Origin of the sequence: Microbacterium jejuense, from assembly GCF_019511665.1 — a bacterium.
GTDB classification, from domain to species: Bacteria; Actinomycetota; Actinomycetes; order Actinomycetales; family Microbacteriaceae; genus Microbacterium; species Microbacterium jejuense_A.
Genome location: NZ_JAEUAW010000005.1, coordinates 1 through 20,316, shown reverse-complemented (window position 1 = coordinate 20,316; position 20,316 = coordinate 1). Strand labels below are relative to the sequence as shown.

The window sequence follows — 20,316 nt, the reverse complement described above, 5'->3', positions numbered from 1 at the left end:
AGGAACACACGGAACGGACTTGGAGGATCACATGCGCAAGCTACGAATCGGCGGGGCGCTCGCGGGCATCGCGATCGCGGCCCTCGCCCTGACGGCGTGCAACAGCGGCACGCCCGGCGCAGAACCGGGGGCGACGGACGACGGCGGCGACGAAGAGACGTCGAGCACGCCGTGGACGGTCGCGGAGGACGTGACCATCGAGGGCAGCCCGACGTTCGATGCCATCACCGAGCGCGGCAGCGTGAAGGTGGGCGTCAAGGAGGACCAGCCCGGTCTCGGCTACCTGGACCCGGTGACCGGCGAGCGGACCGGTTTCGACATCGACATCGCGCGCTGGATCGCGGCATCCCTCGGCTACGACGAAGAAGACATCGAGTTCACGGCGATCCCGTCGGCCAACCGCGAGCAGGCGATCGTGAACGGCGACATCGACTACTACGTCGGCACGTACTCGATCACCGACAAGCGCAAGGAGCAGATCTCGTTCGCCGGCCCGTACTTCATCACGGGCCAGGGACTGCTCGTCGCCGCCGACAACGACACCATCGACGGACCGGACTCGCTGACGTCCGACATGATCGTCTGCTCGGCGACGGGCTCGACCTCGATCCAGCGGATCAAGGACCTCGGCACCGCGCAGACGAAGGAGTACGACACCTACTCCCAGTGCGTCGAGGACCTGAAGAACGGTCAGGTCGACGCGGTCACGACCGACGAGGCGATCCTCATCGGCTACGCCGCACAGGATCCCGACAACCTGAAGGTCGTCGGCGACGTCTTCAGCGAGGAGCGCTACGGCGTCGGCATCGCGAAGGGCGACACCGCGCTCCAGGAGTTCATCAACACGATGTTCACCGACGGCAACGACATCTGGCAGCAGATCTTCGACAACAACCTCGGGGCCTCCGGCGTGAAGGCCGAGCAGCCCGAGGTCGACCCGGCCGATTGATGCCATGGCGCGGCGGCGCTTCGGCGCCGCCGCGCCACCCTCGGCGGATCAGGAGAGAAAAGGGACTCGATGGGCGTCATCACGGACAACCTCGACCTGTGGGGAGAGGCCATCGGCGGCACGCTGGTGCTGTTCTTCGGCGGTGGGCTGATCGCCCTCGTGCTCGGCTTCATCGTCGGTGCGATGCGGGTGTCGCCGATCCCGATCGCACGGTCGGTCGGAGCCGTGTACGTCAACTGGATCCGCAACACTCCGCTCACGCTCGTGATGTTCTTCTTCGCGTTCTGCCTCCCGATCCTGCTGCAGCAGCGCGTGTCTGCCATCGCGCTGGCGACGGCCGCCCTCGGCATCTACACCGCGACCTATGTCGCCGAGACGATCCGCTCCGGTGTGAACACCGTGCCGGTGGGCCAGGCCGAGGCCGCTCGAGCGCTCGGCCTGTCGTTCGGGCAGGTGATGTCGTTCGTGGTGCTGCCGCAGGCCACCCGGTCGGTCATCCCGCCCATGATGAGCGTCTTCATCGCGCTGCTGAAGAACACGACGGTCGCCGCGGGATTCTCGGTCCTCAACCTCGGCTCGGCGCGTGCGTGGCTCAGCGAGCGAGGCGAGAACCAGCTGGTCGTCCTGCTGTGGGTCATGGTGATCTTCGTGGTTCTGGTGCTGCTGCTCGCGTGGCTGCAACGGATCCTCGAGCGCAAGTGGAGGATCGCACGATGAGCGGCTCCGTCCTGTACGACGTCCCCGGGCCGAAGGCCGTCGTCCGCAACCGCATCCTGGGCATCATCACGGTCATCGTCGTCCTCGCCCTGCTGGGCTGGGTCGTGTGGCGGTTCGCCGAGACCGGCCAGTTCAGCCCCGAGAAGTGGGCGATCTTCTCCTACACCCAGATCTGGGCCCTCATCGGCGAAGGCGTCGTCAACACCCTGTCGGCGTTCGCAGTGGCGGCTGTCGGGGCGTTGATCCTGGGCTTCGTGCTGGCGATCGGACGCCTGTCGGACCACGCGTGGATCCGGCTGCCGGTCGGGTGGATCGTCGAGATCCTGCGCGCGATTCCGGTGCTGATCTTCATGATGCTGCTGTACTACGGACTGCCCGTCATCGACATCAGGATGACGCCGTACTGGGCGGTCGTGATCGCGCTCATCGCCTACAACGGTTCGGTGCTCGCGGAGGTGATCCGCGCCGGCGTCGAATCGCTGCCCCGGGGCCAGAGCGAAGCCGGCTACGCCATCGGCCTCCGCAAGAGCGGCGTCCTGCGTCTCATCCTGCTGCCGCAGGCCATCCGAGCCATGCTGCCGGTGATCATCTCGCAGCTCGTCGTCACGCTGAAGGACACCGCGCTCGGGTTCATCATCACGTACCACGAGCTCCTCTATGTCATCAAGCTGCTCGGATCCAACGCGGTGTACCACTCGCCGCTGATCCCCGCGGCGATCGTCGGCGGATCGATCTACGTGGCGATGTGTCTCGCACTCTCGTACGTCGCCTACCTCGTCGAGAAGCGAACGCGCCGCTCGCCGAAGGTCGTCACGCTCGACGACGGCGGCGGTGAGCCCGCGACGGCCACCGAGACGATCGCGGCGCAGCGCGGCCTCGGAAAATACGACGCCAGCGGGTGGTGACGCAGCCCGCGCGGCGTTGACGGGCGACGGCCGCGCCTCTCGCCGTCGGTAGACTCGTTCTTCGTGTCCGACGCTCCCGAAACTCTCGACATCACGCCCGAGGCGGTGAACGCCGCCGTCGACGCCGCCCTCGCAGCGATCGCCGGTGCGACCGACACTGCGGCGCTCAGGTCCGCGCGGTCCGCGCACACCGCAGAGGGCTCGCCGCTGGCGAAGCTCAACGCGCGGCTGCGCGACGTGCCCAACGACAAGAAGGCCGAGTTCGGCAAGCTCGTCGGCCAGGCCCGGGGACGCGTCAACCAGGCGCTCGCGGCGCGGGAGGACGAGCTCGCCGCCGCCGAGACCGCCGCCCGGCTCGAAGCCGAACGCGTCGACATCACCGCACTGGCGGCACGCGCGCGCGTCGGGGCGCGGCATCCCATCTCTCTCCTGCAGGAGCAGATCGCCGACATCTTCGTCGGCATGGGGTGGGAGATCGCCGAGGGCCCCGAGCTCGAGCACGAGTGGTTCAACTTCGACGCGCTGAACTTCGACGTCGACCACCCGGCGCGTCAGATGCAGGACACGTTCTTCGTCGACCCCGTCGAGCGGCATCTCGTGATGCGCACGCACACGAGCCCCGTCCAGGTGCGCTCGATGCTCGAGCGCGACCTGCCGCTGTACGTGCTGTGCCCGGGTCGCGTGTACCGCACCGACGAGTTCGACGCCACGCACCTGCCCGTCTTCACCCAGTTCGAGGGCATCGTCGTCGACAAGGGCATCACGATGGCGCACCTCAAGGGCACGCTCGATCACGCCGCCAAGGTGCTGTTCGGCGCCGAGGCGAAGACGCGCTTCCGCGCCAACTTCTTCCCCTTCACCGAGCCCTCGGCCGAGCTCGACCTGTGGCACCCCACCTTCAAGGGCGGCGCGCGCTGGATCGAGTGGGGCGGCTGCGGCATGATCAACCCCAACGTGCTGCGCGCGGCGGGGATCGACCCGGAGGAGTACTCGGGCTTCGCATTCGGCATGGGCATCGAGCGGACGCTCATGTTCCGCAGCGACGTCCAGGACATGCGCGACATGGCCGAGGGCGATGTCCGCTTCAGCGAGCAGTTCGGAATGGTGGTCTGATGCGCGTCCCGCTCTCATGGCTTCGTGAGTACGCCGACGTCCCGGCCGACGCCTCGCCCGAGGACGTCCTCGCGGCGCTCGTGCGCGTCGGCTTCGAAGAGGAGGACGTTCACCGGTTCGACCTGCAGGGCCCGATCGTCGTGGGCGAGGTGCTCGAGTTCGTCGAGGAGCCGCAGTCCAACGGCAAGACGATCCGCTGGTGTCAGGTGCGCGTCGCGCCAGACGGCGAGACCGCGGCCGACGGCGGCGACGCCGTGCACGGCATCGTGTGCGGCGCCCGCAACTTCTTCGTCGGCGACAAGGTCGTGGTGACCCTTCCGGGTGCGGTGCTGCCCGGTCCGTTCCCCATCGCTGCCCGCAAGACGTACGGCCACGTGTCGGACGGCATGATCGCCTCCGCGCGCGAGCTCGGCCTCGGCGAAGAGCACAGCGGCATCCTGCGCCTGGTCGAACTCGGCATCGACGCGCCGGTCGGCGCCGACGCGATCGCGCTGCTGGGGCTCGACGACGTCGCCGTCGACATCAACGTGACGCCCGACCGCGGCTATGCGCTGTCGATCCGCGGTGTCGCCCGCGAGTACTCGCACTCGACCGGCGCGGCCTTCCGCGACCCCGCCGAGCGGCCGTGGGAGGAGCTCGCGCCGGGCTCCGGCTTCCCGATCACCGTGGACGACCAGGCGCCCATCCGCGGCCGGGTCGGCGCGTCCGAGTTCGTGGCGCGCGTGGTGCGCGATGTCGACCCCACCAAGCCCACTCCGGCCTGGATGATCGCGCGTCTGTCGCTCGCGGGCATCCGGAGCCTCGGCATCCTCATCGACATCACGAACTACGTGATGATCGAGCTCGGCCAGCCCATCCACGGCTATGACCTCGACAAGCTGCAGGGCGGCATCACGGTGCGCCGCGCGGCAGCGGGCGAGAAGCTCGAGACCCTCGACGGCAAGGTGCGCACTCTCGACCCCGAGGATCTGCTCATCACCGACGAGTCCGGCCCCATCGGCTTGGCCGGCGTCATGGGCGGTGGTACGACCGAGATGAGCGAGACCACGCGCAACGTGCTCATCGAGGCCGCGACGTTCGACACCGTCTCGATCGCGCGCACGGCCCGGCGGCACAAGCTGCCCAGTGAGGCGTCGCGCCGCTTCGAGCGCGGCGTCGACCCCCTGGTGCCCTTCGTCGCGGCCCGCCGCGTCGCCGACCTCATGGTCGAATACGCCGGCGGCACCAGCGACGAGGAGCTCGGCGGCGCGCTGTACGCGGAGGTGTTCATCCCGGGCATCGCCCTGCCTCCCACGTTCGTGCAGCGACTCATCGGCGTCGACTACACGCCGGGCGAGATCGAGGGTGCCCTGCGTCTCATCGGCTGCGACGTCGTCGGGGCGGAGGACGAAGAGGGCTGGCAGGTCATCCCGCCGTCCTGGCGCCCCGACCTCACCGACAAGTGGACGCTGGCCGAGGAGGTCGCCCGCATCGAGGGGTACGACCGCATCCCGTCGCACCTGCCGCTGCCGCCCTCGGGGCGCGGCCTCACGCCGCTGCAGCTCGGCCGCCGTCGTGTGGCGAACGCGCTCGCCGCCGCCGGCTACGTCGAGACCCCCTCGTTCGGATTCACCACCGAGGAGCAGAACGACCTGCACGGCTCGGCCTCGGGCGCGCACCTGCCGAGCATCAAGCTCGCGAACGCGCTCGACGGCCAGGCACCGTTCCTGCGTCGCACGCTGATCCCGGGGCTGCTGCAGGTCGCGCACCGCAACGTGTCGCGCGGTCTGACCGACCTGTCGCTGTTCGAGACCGGACTCGTGTTCCTGCCGAAGCCCGGCGCGCAGTACGGCACGTCGTTCGTGCCGCCGCTGGCCGTGCGCCCGGACGCCGCGACGCTGGCCGAGCTGGATGCCTCGATCCCGCCGCAGCGCCGGCACGTGGCCGTGCTGCTGACCGGCCATCTCGTCGCGAAGCAGCCCGGGACGTCGCCGGTGACCGCCGAGCTCGCCGACGCGCTGGACGCCGTGCGCACGATCGCCGCGGCCGCGGGCGTCACGATCGACGTGGCACAGGGCGAGCGCGCCGCGCTGCACCCGGGACGCACCGGCGTGCTGAGCGTCGGAGGCACCGAGGTGGGCTACGTGGGTGAGCTGCTGCCGGCGGTGGCCGAGGCATCCGATCTTCCCGGTCGCGTCATCGTGGCCGAGCTGGATCTCGACCTCGTGCTGTCGCTCGCGGGGGAGAAGGTCGTGGCGGCATCGCTGTCGGGCTTCCCGGCGGCCACGCAGGACGTCTCGCTCGTGCTGGCGGCCTACGTTCCTGCCGCCGACGTGCGCGCCGCTCTCGTCGAGGGTGCGGGCGATCTGCTCGAGTCGGTGCGCCTGGTCGACGACTACCGCGGCCAGGGCGTTCCCGACGGGTCCAAGAGCCTGACGTTCGCGCTGCGCTTCCGCGCCGCCGACCGCACGCTGACCGCCGCCGAGGCGACCGAGGCGAAGCTCGCCGGCGTCGCCGTCGCCGCCGAGCGCTTCGGCGCGACGATCCGCGACTAGTCCACGACGACAGGCAGGCGTTCCGCCGACGGCGGAACGCCTGCCGTGCGCATCGCGCACCTGCTTTGCTGATGTCATGACCGATGTGCTGATCCTGGGCGGGACGGGCTGGCTGAGCGGGCGCGTCGCACACGCGTGGAGGGATGCCGGAGTCGCCGTCACGTGCCTCGCCCGGGGCGGCCGGCCCGCACCCGACGGCGCGACGCTCGCGGTCGCGGACCGCGACGCCCCCGACGCGTACGCCGAGGTCGCGGACCGCGATTGGGACGAGATCGTCGATGTGTCGTCCAACCCGGGGCATGTCGCCGCGGCGGTCGCCGCTCTCGCGACGCGCGCCGCGCACTGGACCTACGTCTCGAGCGTGTCGGTGTACGCGCGTGCCGACGTGCCCGGCCAGGACGAGACGGCCGAGCTGCTGACGCCCACCGTGGCCGGCGAGGAGTCGGAGTACGGCCGCGACAAGGTCGCCGCCGAGGGGGCGGTCCGGGCCGGGCTCGGCGACCGCGCCGCCATCGTGCGCCCGGGACTGATCGTCGGACCGGGCGACCCGACGGATCGCTTCGGCTACTGGGTGTCGCGGTTCGCGCTCGCGGGGAAGGGACCGGTGCTCGTCCCCGAGACGGACGGCCACCACGCGCAGGTCATCGACGTCGACGACGTCGCCGCGTTCGTGGCGCGGATCGGCGCCGACCGGTGGTCGGGCACCGTCAACGCAGTGGGCGACGTCGGAACCCTCGCCGAGCTGCTGGAGGGCGCGCGGGAGGTCGGCGGCCACTCCGGGACCGTCGTGACGGCATCCGACGGCTTCCTCATCGATCACGAGGTGGCGTACTGGTCGGGTCCGCGCTCGCTGCCGTTGTGGCTTCCGGCCGACATGCCCGGGTTCATGCGGCATCGCAACGACGGGTTCGGCAGAGCGGGGGGAGTGCTGCGTCCCCTTCGCGAGACGCTGGAGCGCACGCTCGCCGACGAGCGCTCGCGAGGGCTGGACCGCGCGCGCCGCGCCGGACTGACGCGCGAGGACGAGCTCGCGCTGCTCGGCGAACTGGGCGCCTGAACCGCGTCGATTTGCGGATGCCGCAACGCGGCCGCTATCGTCGGCCCATGCCTTCGGCGACCCAGGGACTCCCGACGCTCTTCCCGAGCGTCGTTCCCGCGCGCCGACGCCCTCTGGGCCAGCGCCGACTCTAGGCGACCCCGCATACGCCGTCCGTCCTGGACGTCTGCGAGCGGGCGTCGCCGTCTCCGGCCCCTGCACCCAGACTCTAAGGTGGAATCCATGACATATTCGGTCGCCGTCAGCGGCGCATCCGGCTATGCGGGCGGCGAGATCCTGCGGATCCTCGCCGCGCATCCCGACGTCGAGATCCGCACCGTGACCGCGCATTCGAACGCGGGACAGCCGCTCATCCAGCACCAGCCCCATCTGCGCTCGCTCGCACACCTGACCCTGCAGGACACGACGCCGGAGATCCTCGCGGGTCACGACATCGTCTTCCTGGCGCTGCCGCACGGGCAGTCCGGGCAGTACACGGACGCGCTCGGCGACACGCCGCTCGTCATCGACGCGGGGGCGGACCACCGGCTCGAATCCGTGGCCGACTGGGACGCGTTCTATGGCGGCGACTTCCATGAGCCCTGGGTGTACGGCGTTCCGGAACTGCCTGTCGCCGGAGCGAAGCAGCGCGAGCGGCTCGTCGGCGCGACGCGCATCGCCGCGCCCGGCTGCAACGCGTCGACGGTGAGTCTCAGCCTCGCCCCCGGCGTCGCTGCCGGCGTCATCGACCCGTCCGACATCGTCACGGTCCTCGCCGTCGGCCCCTCCGGCGCCGGCAAGAGCCTCAAGGCCAATCTCCTCGCGAGCGAGATCCTCGGCACCGCGAACCCGTATGCCGTGGGGGGGACGCACCGGCACATCCCCGAGATCCGGCAGGCGCTCGCCGCAGCTCGCGCGGGCGCCCGCACCGGTGACGTCGAGACGGCCCCGGACGAGGGCATCCGGATCTCCTTCACACCGGTGCTCGTGCCGATGGCGCGCGGGATCCTCGCGACCTCGACCGCGCCGATCGCTCCGGGCGTCAGCGACGCCGAGATCCGTGGCGCGTGGGAGGCCGCGTACGGCGACGAGACCTTCGTGCAGCTGCTCCCGGAGGGGCAGTTCCCGCGCACGGCCGACGTCCTGGGCGCCAACACGGCGCTGCTCGGCCTCGCCATCGATCGCGCCGCGAACCGTGTGGCCGTCGTCACCGCGGTCGACAACCTCGTCAAGGGCACGGCCGGCGCGGCCGTGCAGTCCATGAACATCGCGCTGGGCCTGCCCGAGGGCACCGCGCTCACAGTGAACGGAGTCGCGCCGTGAGCGTCACCGCAGCCCAGGGGTTCCAAGCGGCCGGCGTCGCCGTCGGCCTCAAGTCGACCGGCAAGCCGGATGTCGCCGTGGTCGTCAACCGCGGCCCGCTCAAGGTCGGCGCCGCGGTGTTCACGAGCAACCGGGCCAAGGCGAACCCGATCCTGTGGTCGCAGCAGGTGATCCAGGACGGCGTCGTCGAGGCGATCGTGCTGAACTCCGGCGGCGCCAACTGCTTCACCGGCTCGTTCGGGTTCCAGACGACGCATCAGACGGCCGAGAAGGCCGCCGAGCTGCTCGGCGTCAGCGCCGGCGACGTGCTCGTCTGCTCCACCGGTCTCATCGGCACCGGCGACGAGGTCTTCCGCGCCAAGGTGCTCGCCGGCACCGAGCAGGGGATCGCCCAACTGTCCGCAGACGGCGGCGAGGCGGCATCCCTCGCGATCATGACCACGGACTCGCGCCCGAAGCGGTCGGTGTTCTCGGGCGACGGCTGGACGATCGGCGGCATGGCGAAGGGAGCCGGGATGCTGGCGCCCGGGCTCGCCACGATGCTCGTGGTCATCACGACCGACGCCGTGCTCACGGCCGAGCAGGCCGATGCGGCGCTGCGGCACGCGACGGGACGCACATTCGACCGGCTCGACTCTGACGGCTGCATGTCGACCAACGACCAGGTGACGCTCATGGTGAGCGGCGCCAGCGGGGTGACGCCCGATCCCGACGTGTTCGCGGCCGCGCTCGCCGAGGTGAGCCAGGACCTCGCGAAGCAGCTGCAGGGCGACGCCGAGGGCGCGAGCCACGACATCACGATCCTGGTGCAGAACGCCGCGAGCGAAGAGGATGCGGTCGAGGTGGGCCGCTCGGTGGCGCGCAACAACCTGTTCAAGGCGGCGATCTTCGGCAACGACCCGAACTGGGGCCGCGTGCTCGCCGCGATCGGCACGACGCAGGCGGCGTTCGACCCGTACGACGTCGATGTGTGGATGAACGGCGTGCGCGTGTGCTCGCAGGGCGGCCCGGACGCGCCGCGCGAGGACGTCGACCTCACGCCTCGTGCGACCGACCTCGTGATCGACCTGAAGGTCGGCGCGGCGTCGGCGACGATCCTCACCAACGACCTCACCCACGACTACGTCCACGAGAACAGCGCGTACTCCTCATGAGCGACCTTCAAGAGACCGATCCCGGCGAGGCCAGCGCCCGGGCAGTGACCCTCATCGAGTCGCTGCCGTGGCTCAAGCGCTTCCGCGACCAGATCGTGGTGGTGAAGTACGGCGGCAACGCCATGGTGTCGGACGAGCTGCAGGACGCCTTCGCGGCCGACATCGCGTACCTCCGGTACGTGGGCGTGAAGCCTGTCGTGGTGCACGGCGGCGGTCCGCAGATCTCGTCGATGCTCGACCGCCTGGCCATCCCGAGCGAGTTCAAGGGCGGATACCGCGTCACCAGCACCGAGGCGATCTCTGTGGTGCGCATGGTGCTGACCGGCCAGATCAATCCGCAGCTCGTGTCGAAGATCAACGCCCACGGCCCGGTCGCGACCGGCCTGAGCGGCGAGGACGCCGGACTGTTCGGCGGTCGTCGTCGCGGCGTCGTCATCGAGGGCGTCGAGCACGACCTGGGCCGCGTCGGCGATGTCGTCGAGGTCGATCCGCAGCCCGTCCTCGACCAGATCGACGCGGGGCGCATCCCCGTCGTGTCGAGCATCGCCCCCGACCTCGACCACCCGGGGCATTCGCTCAACGTGAACGCGGATGCCGCGGCATCCGCCCTCGCCGTCGCCCTCGGCGCCGCGAAGCTCGTCGTGCTCACGGACGTCGCCGGGCTGTACGCCGACTGGCCCAACCGCGACTCGCTCGTGTCGCACTTGAACTCGACCGAGCTGCGGGCGATGCTGCCGACGCTCGAGTCGGGCATGATCCCGAAGATGACGGCGTGCCTGGAGGCCGTCGAAGGCGGCGTCGAGACCGCCGCGATCATCGACGGGCGGGTGCCGCACTCGGTGCTCGTGGAGATCTTCACCAGCAAGGGAATCGGAACAGAGGTGGTGCTCGGATGACGTGGCAGGACGACGAGGCGCGCGACCTCGTGAAGAGCTTCGGCGCTCGCATGCAGTTGTTCGTCCGCGGCGAGGGCGCGTACCTGTGGGACGCCGACGGCAAGCGCTACCTGGACTTCCTCGCCGGCATCGCCGTCGATTCGCTCGGCCACGCGCACCCCGTGTTCGTGGATGCGGTGGCGGCCCAGGCGGCGACCCTCGTGCAGGTGTCGAACTACTTCGCCACGCCGCCGCAGCTCGCGCTGGCGGCGACGCTCAAGCGCCTCGCCGGGACGGGCGAGGCCGGACGCGTGTACTTCGGCAACTCGGGCGCCGAGGCGAACGAGGCGGCGTTCAAGCTCGCCCGCCTGCACGGCGCCAAGAGCCGGGAGAGGGGCGCCGACCGCCCGCGGATCCTCGCGCTCAAGGACGCGTTCCACGGCCGCACGATGGGCACGCTCGCCCTGACCGGCAAGCCGTACATGCAGGAGCCGTTCCTCCCGATGACCCCCGGCGTCGAGTTCATCGACTCGACCGTCGAGGCCCTCGAGGCGGCGATCGACGACCGCGTGGCCGCCCTGTTCGTCGAGCCCGTCAAGGGCGAGGCCGGCGTGCTGCCGCTGCCCGACGGCTACCTCACGGCGGCGCGCGAGATCACCGAGCGCCACGGCGCGCTGCTCATCATCGACGAGATCCAGACCGGCGCGGGACGCACGGGGGAGTGGTTCGCCTTCCAGCACGAAGGCATCACCCCCGACGCGATCACCGTCGCGAAGGGGATCGGCAGCGGCTTCCCGATCGGGGCGATGATCACCTTCGGCGCGGCCAGCGACCTGTTCTACCCCGGCACGCACGGATCGACGTTCGGCGGTAACGCGCTCGGCACGGCCGTCGCGAACGCGGTCCTCGGCGAGATCGAGCGCGCGGGCCTCGTGCAGAACGCCGCCGATCGCGGCGCCCAGCTGCGCGCCGCGATCGAGGGCATCGGCTCGCCGCTGATCGTGGGATGCCGCGGCATGGGGCTTCTGGTGGGCGTGGGGCTGCGGCATCCCGTCGCCAAGGCGCTCGTCGCCGCCGCCCAGGAGCACGGCCTCATCATCAACGCGACGAACGACGACACGATCCGCCTCGTGCCCGCGCTCACCATCGGCGATGTCGAGATCGACGAGTTCGTCACCCTGTTCACGGCGGCCCTGCGCACCGTCGAGGACGCCCTGGTGCTGCCGACCACGACGGAGGTTCCCGCATGACCCGCCACCTGCTCCGCGACGACGACCTCACGCAGGCCGAACAGGCCGAGATCCTCGACCTCGCCGTCGAGCTCAAGAAGGACCGCTGGGCCAACAAGGCGCTCGCGGGCCCTCAGACGGTCGCCGTGATCTTCGACAAGTCGTCGACGCGCACGAGGGTGTCGTTCGCGGTCGGCATCGCCGACCTCGGCGGGTCGCCGCTCATCATCTCGACCGCCAACAGCCAGCTCGGCGGCAAAGAGACGCCGTCCGACACGGCGCGCGTGCTCGAGCGTCAGGTGGCGGCGATCGTGTGGCGTACCTACGCGCAGTCGGGGCTGGAGCAGATGGCCGCGGGCACGCGGGTGCCCGTCATCAACGCGCTGAGCGACGACTTCCACCCCTGCCAGCTGCTGGCCGACCTGCTCACCATCAAGGAGCACAAGGGCGAGCTCGCAGGTCTCACGCTCGCCTTCTTCGGCGACGGCAAGTCCAACATGGCCCACTCGTATGTGCTGGCCGGCGTCACGGCGGGGATGCACGTACGCGTCGCGTCGCCCGAGTCGTACGCGCCGCGCGACGACGTCATCGCCGACGCGGACCGTCGTGCCGCCGAGACCGGCGGCTCGGTCACGCTCTACACCGATCCCCTCGAGGCGGCGGCAGGCGCCGACGTCATCGTCACCGACACCTGGGTGTCGATGGGCAAGGAGGAGGAGAAGCTCGAGCGGCTCCGCGACCTCGGCGGCTACAAGGTCACCGGCGAGACCATGGGTCTCGCGAAGGACGACGCCATCTTCATCCACTGCCTGCCCGCGGACCGCGGCTACGAGGTGGACGCCGAGGTCATCGACGGGCCGCAGTCCGTCGTGTGGGACGAGGCCGAGAACCGGCTGCACGCGCAGAAGGCGCTGCTCGTCTGGCTGCTGCGACAGGGCTGAGAGCGGGATCACCCGATGCGCGGACCGGGCGGGGCACCTGAGCCCTGGCTCGCGTCGCGCTGGACGCGGCTCAACGGCCCGCGGCGCGTGGGCGGTGTCGATCTCGCCCGCGGGCTCGCCGTGCTCGGCATGTTCGCCGCACACCTGGTGTGGATCACCGAGCCGTTCTCGTGGACCGATCCGAGCACGTGGACCGCGGTCGTCCAGGGGCGGTCGTCGATCCTGTTCGCCACGCTCGCCGGCGTCTCGATCGGACTCATGACGGGTGGGGTGACGCCCTTCTCCGGCGCCGCCATGCGCTCTGCGCGGTGGCGTCTCGTCGTGCGGGCGGGTCTGCTGTGGCTGCTGGGAGTGCTGCTCGTGCTCACCGGCGTGCCCGTGTACGTGATCCTGCCCGCGTACGCGATCCTCTTCCTGTGCGCAGTGTCGTTGACGGCGCTCCCCGCGCGGGTGCTCCTGCCGATGGCGGCCGCGCTGGCGGTGGTCATGCCGTTCGTCCAGGTGGTGCTCGACGCGCTGCCGCTGTGGCAGACGCCTGAGGGCGCCGACCTGTCGCTCGTGCTCGGCTGGCACTATCCGTTCACGACGTGGATCGCCTTCGTCGTCGCCGGTCTCGGCGTCGCCCGGGCAGGCGTCTCGCGGCTGAGGGTGCAGATGTGGCTGGTGGCGGCAGGCGCGGCGCTCGCGATCGCGGGATACGGAATGGATGCCGCCACGGGCGCCGACCCGCAGGCCGAGGCGGCGTCGTTCGGGGCAGCCCTGTGGACCGCCCGACCTCACTCGAGCGGCCTGCTGGAGGTGATCGGGTCGGGCGGGTTCGCGCTCGCGGTCATCGGGGCGTGCCTGCTGCTGTGTCGCACCGCCGTCCGCTGGGTCGTGCTGCCGCTGCGCGCGGTCGGCGCCATGCCGCTCACGGCGTACACGCTGCAGCTGGCGGTGTGGGCGGTGCTGGCCGCGGTGCTCCTCGGCGATCCCGGCGACCTCGCCGGGTTCCGCGGGCTCGCACCGTTCTGGCCGTTCGCGCTGGGCACCGTCGTCTTCGCCACGGCGTGGGCGCTGCTCGTCGGCCGCGGCCCGCTGGAGTGGGTCGTCGACCGCATTTCGCGGCTCGTGGCGCGGCTCGTCGTGCGTCCGACCGCCGCGGCCGCCGGCATCCACTGATCCCGTCGCCGTGGGGGAGAGGGCGGCGGCCTCGGTAGGCTGTCGGGGTGAGTGATGCGAAGGGCGACGGCACGAACGAAGGCGCACTGTGGGGAGCCCGTTTCGCCACGGGACCGTCCCCGGAGCTGGCGGAGCTGAGCCGCTCCACGCATTTCGACTGGGACCTCGCGCTGTACGACATCGCCGGATCGCACGCGCACGCCAAGGCGCTCGCCGCCGCAGGCTACCTCACCGGCGACGAGGAGCGTGCGATGCACGACGGCCTCGACGTGCTCGCGCAGGGCGTGACGGACGGGACGCTGCGGCCGGCGGCCTCCGATGAGGACGTGCACGGCGCCCTCGAGCAGGCGCTGATCGGCGTCGTCGGCGCCGAGCTCGGCGGCAAGCTGCGCGCCGGTCGCAGCCGCAACGACCAGATCGCGACGCTCGTGCGCATGTATCTGCTCGACCACTCGCGCACGATCGCGCGCGAGATCCTGCGTCTCGTCGACGCGCTGGTGTCGCAGGCGGAGGCCAACGCCGACGCGATCATGCCCGGGCGCACGCACCTGCAGCACGCGCAGCCCGTGCTGCTGGCACACCATCTGCAGGCCCACGCGTGGCCGCTGGTGCGCGACCTCGAGCGACTGCGCGACTGGTCGGCGCGCGCCTCCGTGTCGCCGTACGGCGGGGGTGCCCTCGCCGGCTCGACGCTCGGGCTCGACCCGCAGCTCGTGGCGCGCGAGCTGGGCCTGGCTCGTCCTGCCGAGAACTCGCTCGACGGCACGGCCTCCCGCGACGTCGTCGCGGAGTTCGCGTTCATCACGGCCATGATCGGCATCGACGTGTCGCGGTTCGCCGAAGAGATCATCGTGTGGAACACGCGCGAGTTCGGCTTCGTGACCCTCGACGACGGCTACTCGACCGGTTCGAGCATCATGCCGCAGAAGAAGAATCCCGACATCGCCGAGCTGGCGCGCGGCAAGTCGGGCCGGCTCATCGGCAACCTCACCGGCCTGCTGGCGACGCTCAAGGCCCTGCCGCTCGCGTACAACCGCGATCTGCAAGAAGACAAGGAGCCCGTCTTCGACTCGGTGCGCACGCTCGAGACGCTGCTGCCGGCGTTCGCGGGCATGGTCGCCACCATGCGGTTCCACACCGAGCGCATGGCCGAACTCGCCCCCCAGGGATTCTCGCTCGCGACGGACGTGGCCGAGTGGCTCGTCAAGCACGGCGTGCCGTTCCGGGATGCCCACGAGATCTCGGGCCACCTCGTGCGCGTGTGCGAAGAGAACGGCATCGAGCTCCACGAGGTCACCGACGAGCAGCTGGCGTCGTTGTCGTCGCACCTGACGCCCGACGTGCGCGAAGTGCTGAGTGTCGAGGGCTCGGTCGCCAGCCGCACCGGAGCCGGCGGCACCGCCCCGGTGCGGGTCGCGGAACAGCGCGTGGAACTGATCCAGCGGGTGCAGTCGGCCGCGCACGCCCTGGAACTCTGACAGACGCCACTGCAATAAGCTCCTGACTGATATTCCGCGAATATCAGTGATACCCTGATCGTATGCCCGTGGCTATGACGGTCGACATCGTCGGATCGAGGCGCCTTCCCGATCGCGATGCCGCACAGCGCGCGCTCGACGACGCCGTCGCGCGCGTCGAGCGCGATCTCCCTGTCGCCGAGCGTCCTCTGCGCCCGACGGTCGGCGACGAGCTACAGGGAGTGTTCACGAGCCTCGACGGAGCGCTCGCGACGACGCTGCTGGTGCAGCTCGCGCTGCCCGACATCGTGCAGTGCCGCTTCGGACTCGGCGTCGGCGCGACGGGCCTGGTGGCCTCGGCGTCCGGCGACATCCCCGACGGACCCGCGTGGTGGGCCGCGCGCGCCGCGATCGATCACGTCCACGCGCTCGAGCAGCGGACGGTGCCGAGCGCGCGCACGTGGGTGGTCGCCCACGATGAGGAGCCGGATGCCGCACACGAGGCCGCGCGCCGGGCAGACCTGTACCTGCTCGCGCGGGACCAGCTCGTCGGCGGCATGTCGGAGCGGGCCCGGCGCCTGACGTACGGACGGTGCTTCGGCGTGACGCAGCGTGAGCTGGCGGCGCAGGAGGGGATCACCCAGTCGGCCGTGTCACAGCTGCTCGCGGCATCCGGCGCCGCGGCCGTCGTCGAGGGGTTTGGCCTGCTGGAGCCCTGAGCGCCTCAGAAGATCGCGAGGCGCACGAGCCCGCCGACGACACCCGCCCACAGCAGGCTCGCGAGCGTGCCGATGATGAAGCGCTCGCGCGCCTCGGCCGCGGCGAGCTCCGAGAAGCGGCCGATGCCCTTGACGGCCACGACCACCGCGACCGCCTCGGGATACCCCGCGATGATCGAGATGACGACGGCCACCCGCTCCAGATAGCCGATCACGGTGCCGCCGCGCATGAGGGTGCGCACCTCGGTCTCACCCGTATCGGTGGCCGCGACAGCGAGCTGGATGCCGCCGTCCTCGGTCTCATGGACGCGCCCCCCGGTCGCCGCGTCGAGCACGCGCCGCGTCACCGGGTTGCCGCCGAGGACCGCGACGGCGATGCCGAGGAGGGCCAGGATGAGCCCCAGCAGCACAGGGATCTGGACCGGTGCGATCGCCACGACGACAAGGCCGAGCGTCACCAGCGCTCCCGCGATCACCAGCGGCACCGTGGTCGGACGCCGCAGGCTCACGACGATCAGCACGAGCGCCCCGCACAGCACGAGGAACAGGAAGATCGACAGGATCGCGACGAGGATCGCCTCAGGGAACAGCGCCATGCGCGAAAGTCTGGCACGCACCCCGGACGACGACCCGCCGACCGGCCGACCGGCCGTGAGGCGGCATCCCGTCGCTGATAATCTGGCCGTCGTGTCTGAAACCAACGTGAGCGCACCGGACCAGTCCGTGCGCGCACTGGCGCCCGCCAACGACCCGACGTTCGAGAACGTGTGGGATGAGATCGTGTGGCGTGGGCTCGTGCATGTGTCCACCGACCAGGAGGCGCTGCGCGCCCTTCTCGCCGGGGACCCGATCACGTATTACTGCGGTTTCGACCCGACGGCGCCCAGTCTGCATCTCGGCAACCTGGTGCAGCTGCTGCTCATGCGCCGCCTGCAGCTGGCAGGTCACCGGCCGCTCGGTCTCGTCGGCGGCTCGACGGGCCTGATCGGCGACCCGCGCCCTTCTGCGGAGCGCACGCTCAACACGAAGGAGACGGTGGCCGAGTGGGTCGGCTACCTGCGTTCGCAGGTCGAGCGCTTCCTCAGCTTCGAGGGTGAGAACGCGGCGCGCATCGTCAACAACCTCGATTGGACCGCTCCGATGAGCGCCATCGACTTCCTGCGCGAGATCGGCAAGCACTACCGCGTGGGCACGATGCTCAAGAAGGACGCCGTCGCCGCGCGCCTGAACTCGGAGGCCGGCATCAGCTACACCGAGTTCAGCTACCAGATCCTGCAGGGCATGGACTACCTGGAGCTGCACCGCCAGTACGGCTGCGTGCTGCAGACCGGCGGCAGCGATCAGTGGGGCAACCTCACCAGCGGCACGGACCTGATCCACCGCGTCGAGGGGGTGTCGGCGCACGCGATCGGCACGCCGCTCATCACGAACAGCGACGGCACGAAGTTCGGCAAGAGCGAGGGCAACGCGATCTGGCTGGATGCCGCGATGTGCAGCCCGTACCGGATGTACCAGTTCTGGCTCAACACCGACGACGCCGACGTGATCCAGCGGCTCAAGATCTTCACGTTCCTCACGCGCGCCGAGATCGAGGAGTACGAGCGCCTCGTCGCCGACGAGCCGTTCCGCCGTGCCGCGCAGAAGCGCCTCGCGCTGGAGGTCACCACCTTCGTGCACGGTGCGGATGCCGCGACCGCCGTGATCGCGGCGTCCGAGGCGCTGTTCGGGCAGGGCGACCTGGCCGGGCTCGACGCGTCGACCCTGCGTCAGGCGCTCGAGGAGCTGCCGAACGCATCGGTGGCGTCCGGGACTCCAGTGGTGCAGGCGCTGGTCGACACGGGACTCGTGGCGAGCCTGTCCGAGGCGCGTCGCGCGATCGCGCAGGGCGGGGTGTCGCTGGACGGCGCCAAGGTCGACGACGACTCCGCGACGGTGGAGGGATCTCTGCCGGGAGGCGTCTCGGTGCTGCGGCGCGGCAAGAAGACGCTCGCGGGCGTGTTCGTCGGCTGAATCCGGCCGGATGCCGTTCACCCCGAGCCACGCGGTCGTCGCGCTCCCGTTCGTCCGGACGCCGCTCGTGCCCGCGGCGATCGCGATCGGTGCGATGACACCCGACCTTCCGCTGTTCGTGAGGGGGCTGCCCCTGACGTACGGCGTCACGCACGCGTTCGCCTGGCTTCCGGTGACGATGGCGGTGGCGCTCGCGCTGCTGCTGGTCTGGCGGTGCGTCCTGCGGCCGGCGGCCCGCGAGCTGTCGCCCCGATGGCTCGCGGAGCGGTTGCCGGGGGAGTGGGATGCCGGCGCGCGGCCCTCGTTCGTCGAGACGTTCGCCCGCCCGCAGCGGGCGCGCCCGAGTATGGGCGGCACGCTGCTGCTCGTCGTGTCGCTCGCGATCGGAGTCGTGAGCCACATCGTCTGGGACCTCTTCACGCACGAGGGGCGCTGGGGCTCGGCGGTGATCCCGTTGCTCGATGCGTCGTGGGGACCGCTTCCGGGCTACAAATGGCTGCAGCACGGTTCGAGCGTGATCGGACTGGCGATCCTCGGCGCGTACGCGGTGGTGTGGCTGGCGCGGCGCGGGGTGGCGGCAACCACTCTCCGTCTCGTGCCGTCCTGGCTCCGGTGGTGCTGGTGGCTCTCGCTTCCGGTGGTGCTGGTCGTCGCCTGGGGCTGGGGGTACGTCGCGTTCGGCCCCTTCGACGCCGACTTCACTCCCGCGCACCTCGGTTACCGCGTGCTTCCTCCGGCTTGTGCGGTGTGGGGCGCGGCGACGCTCGCACTGTGCATCGGGGTGCAGATGCTGCGCGCGCGCCGATCCCGGGCCGATATGACACCGGCGTCCCGCGAGCACTGAGATCGCGCCGGCGGCGGGACGATACTCGTCGTTCCGTCGTGTCGCCAGGCCGGTGCCCGCACGTCGGCGTCGTCGTAGGGTCGCCGCATGGACGAGGAACGGCCGGGCGCGGACGCCTGGGTGCCTCATACGGCCGATGTGGCGCAACTGCAGGGTGCCGTGCAGGGATGCCGCGGCTGCGAGTTGTGGCGTGCCGCGACGCAGGCGGTGTTCGGTGAGGGGAGCGCGCCGGCATCGCTCATGCTGGTCGGCGAGCAGCCCGGCGACCGCGAGGACCGGGAGGGCGAGCCGTTCGTCGGCCCGGCCGGACGCGTCCTCGCAGAGGCGCTGGAGGAGGCGGGCATCGCTCGCGACGAGGTGTACCTGACCAACGCGGTCAAGCATTTCCGATTCGAGGAACGCGGTAAACGACGCATCCACCGCCGACCCGACGTGGGGAACATCACGGCCTGCCGCCCATGGCTGGAGGCCGAGTTCGCCGCGGTGCAGCCCGAGGTCATCGTCTGTCTCGGGGCGACGGCGGCACGGGCGGTGCTCGGCCGCCCGGTCAAGATCGGCGAGGAGCGGGGACACCCGATCGACGGGGCGCAGGCACCCGTGGTCGTCACGATCCATCCGTCGGCGATCCTGCGCGTGCGCGATGCGGCGGAGAGAAGCGAAGCGCGCGCCGGGCTGGTCGCGGACCTGCGCCGCGCGCGGAGCGTCGTGAGGGACAATTGACGCGCGCGGTCTCATCGCCGGCGCCGCGACACGCCCGGGATGCACGGTCGATTCGACCCGCGGGCGGAACGCACGTAATGTATTCCGAGTTCGCCCCACAGGGAAGCGGAGAGGCTGAAGGCCTCGACCCCCTCAAGCGGCGGACGATCCCCTCCGCCTCACTCGTTTGAGTGTGGAGACCCTCGGGTCTAGGATGGGTTTCTGCCTCGGAGACCGCGGTCGCCGACGAGCCAGTCGATCTGAAGATCGCGGCGTGTCGGTTTGACAGACGGATCAGGCAGGATAGGATAGTGAAGTTGCCCTGGGGCGAGGTCGTGAGGCTGAACCTGGGTGCGTCCGATCTTTGAGAACTCAACAGCGTGCACTTGTCAAATGCCAATTTTATCTCTGTCGACCACGTTTGTGGTTGGTGGGGGTCTTTTTGGATCAATTCATGGATGTCAGTTTGATATTCGTTTTTGGTCATGGTTGAACTCGCTGCGTTTCGGTCGTTTTTCCCGATTGTGCGTGGCTATCATTTTTTATGGAGAGTTTGATCCTGGCTCAGGATGAACGCTGGCGGCGTGCTTAACACATGCAAGTCGAACGATGAAGCCGAGCTTGCTTGGTGGATTAGTGGCGAACGGGTG

At 70.4% G+C, this 20,316-nt stretch carries 18 protein-coding genes and 1 rRNA gene; 18 read left to right on the top strand and 1 reads right to left on the bottom strand.

Features of this window, described 5'->3' with window-relative positions:
- Window positions 1-31 precede the first annotated feature (31 nt).
- The 14 genes from JNB62_RS07840 (at window position 32) to JNB62_RS07775 (ending at window position 16,113) form a co-directional block, all read left to right on the top strand.
- Window positions 32-949: a glutamate ABC transporter substrate-binding protein gene (locus JNB62_RS07840; RefSeq protein WP_220300325.1), complete on the top strand. Its 918-nt coding sequence runs from the start codon at window positions 32-34 to the stop codon at window positions 947-949.
- A 69-nt stretch (window positions 950-1,018) separates the two neighbouring features.
- Window positions 1,019-1,666, top strand: a complete 648-nt coding sequence (locus JNB62_RS07835; protein WP_220300324.1) for an amino acid ABC transporter permease — start codon at window positions 1,019-1,021, stop codon at window positions 1,664-1,666.
- Entirely contained in the window at window positions 1,663-2,571 is a 909-nt protein-coding gene (locus JNB62_RS07830; RefSeq protein ID WP_220300323.1) for an amino acid ABC transporter permease, read from the top strand. Before JNB62_RS07835 ends, JNB62_RS07830 begins: the two co-directional genes overlap by 4 nt.
- Before the next feature lie 63 nt (window positions 2,572-2,634).
- Window positions 2,635-3,684, top strand: coding sequence for a phenylalanine--tRNA ligase subunit alpha (gene pheS, locus JNB62_RS07825; RefSeq protein WP_220300322.1), 1,050 nt, complete (start codon window positions 2,635-2,637; stop codon window positions 3,682-3,684).
- Entirely contained in the window at window positions 3,684-6,218 is a 2,535-nt protein-coding gene (gene pheT / locus JNB62_RS07820) for a phenylalanine--tRNA ligase subunit beta (protein WP_220300321.1), read from the top strand. The genes pheS and pheT overlap by 1 nt, the downstream gene beginning before the upstream one ends.
- A gap of 76 nt (window positions 6,219-6,294) precedes the next feature.
- Window positions 6,295-7,275: an NAD-dependent epimerase/dehydratase family protein gene (locus JNB62_RS07815; protein ID WP_220300320.1), complete on the top strand. Its 981-nt coding sequence runs from the start codon at window positions 6,295-6,297 to the stop codon at window positions 7,273-7,275.
- A 222-nt stretch (window positions 7,276-7,497) separates the two neighbouring features.
- The gene (gene argC / locus JNB62_RS07810) at window positions 7,498-8,577 is read left to right on the top strand and encodes an N-acetyl-gamma-glutamyl-phosphate reductase (protein ID WP_220300319.1); all 1,080 of its coding nucleotides are present in this window, start codon (window positions 7,498-7,500) and stop codon (window positions 8,575-8,577) included.
- The gene (gene argJ, locus JNB62_RS07805) at window positions 8,574-9,731 is read left to right on the top strand and encodes a bifunctional glutamate N-acetyltransferase/amino-acid acetyltransferase ArgJ (protein WP_220300318.1); all 1,158 of its coding nucleotides are present in this window, start codon (window positions 8,574-8,576) and stop codon (window positions 9,729-9,731) included. The genes argC and argJ overlap by 4 nt, the downstream gene beginning before the upstream one ends.
- Window positions 9,728-10,627, top strand: coding sequence for an acetylglutamate kinase (argB, locus tag JNB62_RS07800; protein WP_220300317.1), 900 nt, complete (start codon window positions 9,728-9,730; stop codon window positions 10,625-10,627). Before argJ ends, argB begins: the two co-directional genes overlap by 4 nt.
- Complete coding sequence (locus tag JNB62_RS07795) at window positions 10,624-11,856, top strand: acetylornithine transaminase (RefSeq protein ID WP_220300316.1); 1,233 nt, start codon at window positions 10,624-10,626, stop codon at window positions 11,854-11,856. Before argB ends, JNB62_RS07795 begins: the two co-directional genes overlap by 4 nt.
- Window positions 11,853-12,776, top strand: coding sequence for an ornithine carbamoyltransferase (gene argF / locus JNB62_RS07790; RefSeq protein WP_220300315.1), 924 nt, complete (start codon window positions 11,853-11,855; stop codon window positions 12,774-12,776). Before JNB62_RS07795 ends, argF begins: the two co-directional genes overlap by 4 nt.
- A 15-nt stretch (window positions 12,777-12,791) precedes the next feature.
- The gene (locus JNB62_RS07785; RefSeq protein ID WP_220300314.1) at window positions 12,792-13,937 is read left to right on the top strand and encodes a heparan-alpha-glucosaminide N-acetyltransferase domain-containing protein; all 1,146 of its coding nucleotides are present in this window, start codon (window positions 12,792-12,794) and stop codon (window positions 13,935-13,937) included.
- A 47-nt stretch (window positions 13,938-13,984) separates the two neighbouring features.
- Entirely contained in the window at window positions 13,985-15,415 is a 1,431-nt protein-coding gene (argH, locus tag JNB62_RS07780) for an argininosuccinate lyase (protein ID WP_220300313.1), read from the top strand.
- 62 nt (window positions 15,416-15,477) lie between these two features.
- Entirely contained in the window at window positions 15,478-16,113 is a 636-nt protein-coding gene (locus JNB62_RS07775) for a SatD family protein (protein ID WP_220300312.1), read from the top strand.
- A gap of 5 nt (window positions 16,114-16,118) precedes the next feature.
- Here JNB62_RS07775 and JNB62_RS07770 read toward each other — a convergent pair whose 3' ends face one another.
- A complete protein-coding gene (locus JNB62_RS07770; protein ID WP_220300311.1) occupies window positions 16,119-16,709 on the bottom strand; it encodes a hypothetical protein in 591 nt (196 codons plus the stop codon).
- A gap of 127 nt (window positions 16,710-16,836) precedes the next feature.
- Here JNB62_RS07770 and tyrS point away from each other — a divergent pair, with 127 nt between their 5' ends.
- The 4 genes from tyrS to JNB62_RS07750 form a co-directional block, all read left to right on the top strand.
- Window positions 16,837-18,123, top strand: coding sequence for a tyrosine--tRNA ligase (gene tyrS, locus JNB62_RS07765; RefSeq protein WP_374450666.1), 1,287 nt, complete (start codon window positions 16,837-16,839; stop codon window positions 18,121-18,123).
- A gap of 10 nt (window positions 18,124-18,133) precedes the next feature.
- Entirely contained in the window at window positions 18,134-18,967 is an 834-nt protein-coding gene (locus tag JNB62_RS07760) for a DUF4184 family protein (RefSeq protein ID WP_220300309.1), read from the top strand.
- Between the two features lie 87 nt (window positions 18,968-19,054).
- Complete coding sequence (locus JNB62_RS07755; protein ID WP_220300308.1) at window positions 19,055-19,687, top strand: UdgX family uracil-DNA binding protein; 633 nt, start codon at window positions 19,055-19,057, stop codon at window positions 19,685-19,687.
- 520 nt (window positions 19,688-20,207) lie between these two features.
- Window positions 20,208-20,316, top strand: a 16S ribosomal RNA gene (locus JNB62_RS07750); the annotation flags it as partial.

Coding starts and splice junctions, on each gene's coding strand:
- argB (WP_220300317.1), top strand. CDS start 9,728: ATGAGCGACCTTCAAGAGACCGATCCCGGCGAGGCCAGCGCCCGGGCA.
- argC (WP_220300319.1), top strand. CDS start 7,498: ATGACATATTCGGTCGCCGTCAGCGGCGCATCCGGCTATGCGGGCGGC.
- JNB62_RS07755 (WP_220300308.1), top strand. CDS start 19,055: ATGGACGAGGAACGGCCGGGCGCGGACGCCTGGGTGCCTCATACGGCC.
- JNB62_RS07815 (WP_220300320.1), top strand. CDS start 6,295: ATGACCGATGTGCTGATCCTGGGCGGGACGGGCTGGCTGAGCGGGCGC.
- JNB62_RS07785 (WP_220300314.1), top strand. CDS start 12,792: ATGCGCGGACCGGGCGGGGCACCTGAGCCCTGGCTCGCGTCGCGCTGG.
- JNB62_RS07830 (WP_220300323.1), top strand. CDS start 1,663: ATGAGCGGCTCCGTCCTGTACGACGTCCCCGGGCCGAAGGCCGTCGTC.
- pheT (WP_220300321.1), top strand. CDS start 3,684: ATGCGCGTCCCGCTCTCATGGCTTCGTGAGTACGCCGACGTCCCGGCC.
- JNB62_RS07775 (WP_220300312.1), top strand. CDS start 15,478: ATGCCCGTGGCTATGACGGTCGACATCGTCGGATCGAGGCGCCTTCCC.
- JNB62_RS07835 (WP_220300324.1), top strand. CDS start 1,019: ATGGGCGTCATCACGGACAACCTCGACCTGTGGGGAGAGGCCATCGGC.
- JNB62_RS07840 (WP_220300325.1), top strand. CDS start 32: ATGCGCAAGCTACGAATCGGCGGGGCGCTCGCGGGCATCGCGATCGCG.
- argF (WP_220300315.1), top strand. CDS start 11,853: ATGACCCGCCACCTGCTCCGCGACGACGACCTCACGCAGGCCGAACAG.
- JNB62_RS07795 (WP_220300316.1), top strand. CDS start 10,624: ATGACGTGGCAGGACGACGAGGCGCGCGACCTCGTGAAGAGCTTCGGC.
- JNB62_RS07770 (WP_220300311.1), bottom strand. CDS start 16,709: ATGGCGCTGTTCCCTGAGGCGATCCTCGTCGCGATCCTGTCGATCTTC.
- JNB62_RS07760 (WP_220300309.1), top strand. CDS start 18,134: ATGCCGTTCACCCCGAGCCACGCGGTCGTCGCGCTCCCGTTCGTCCGG.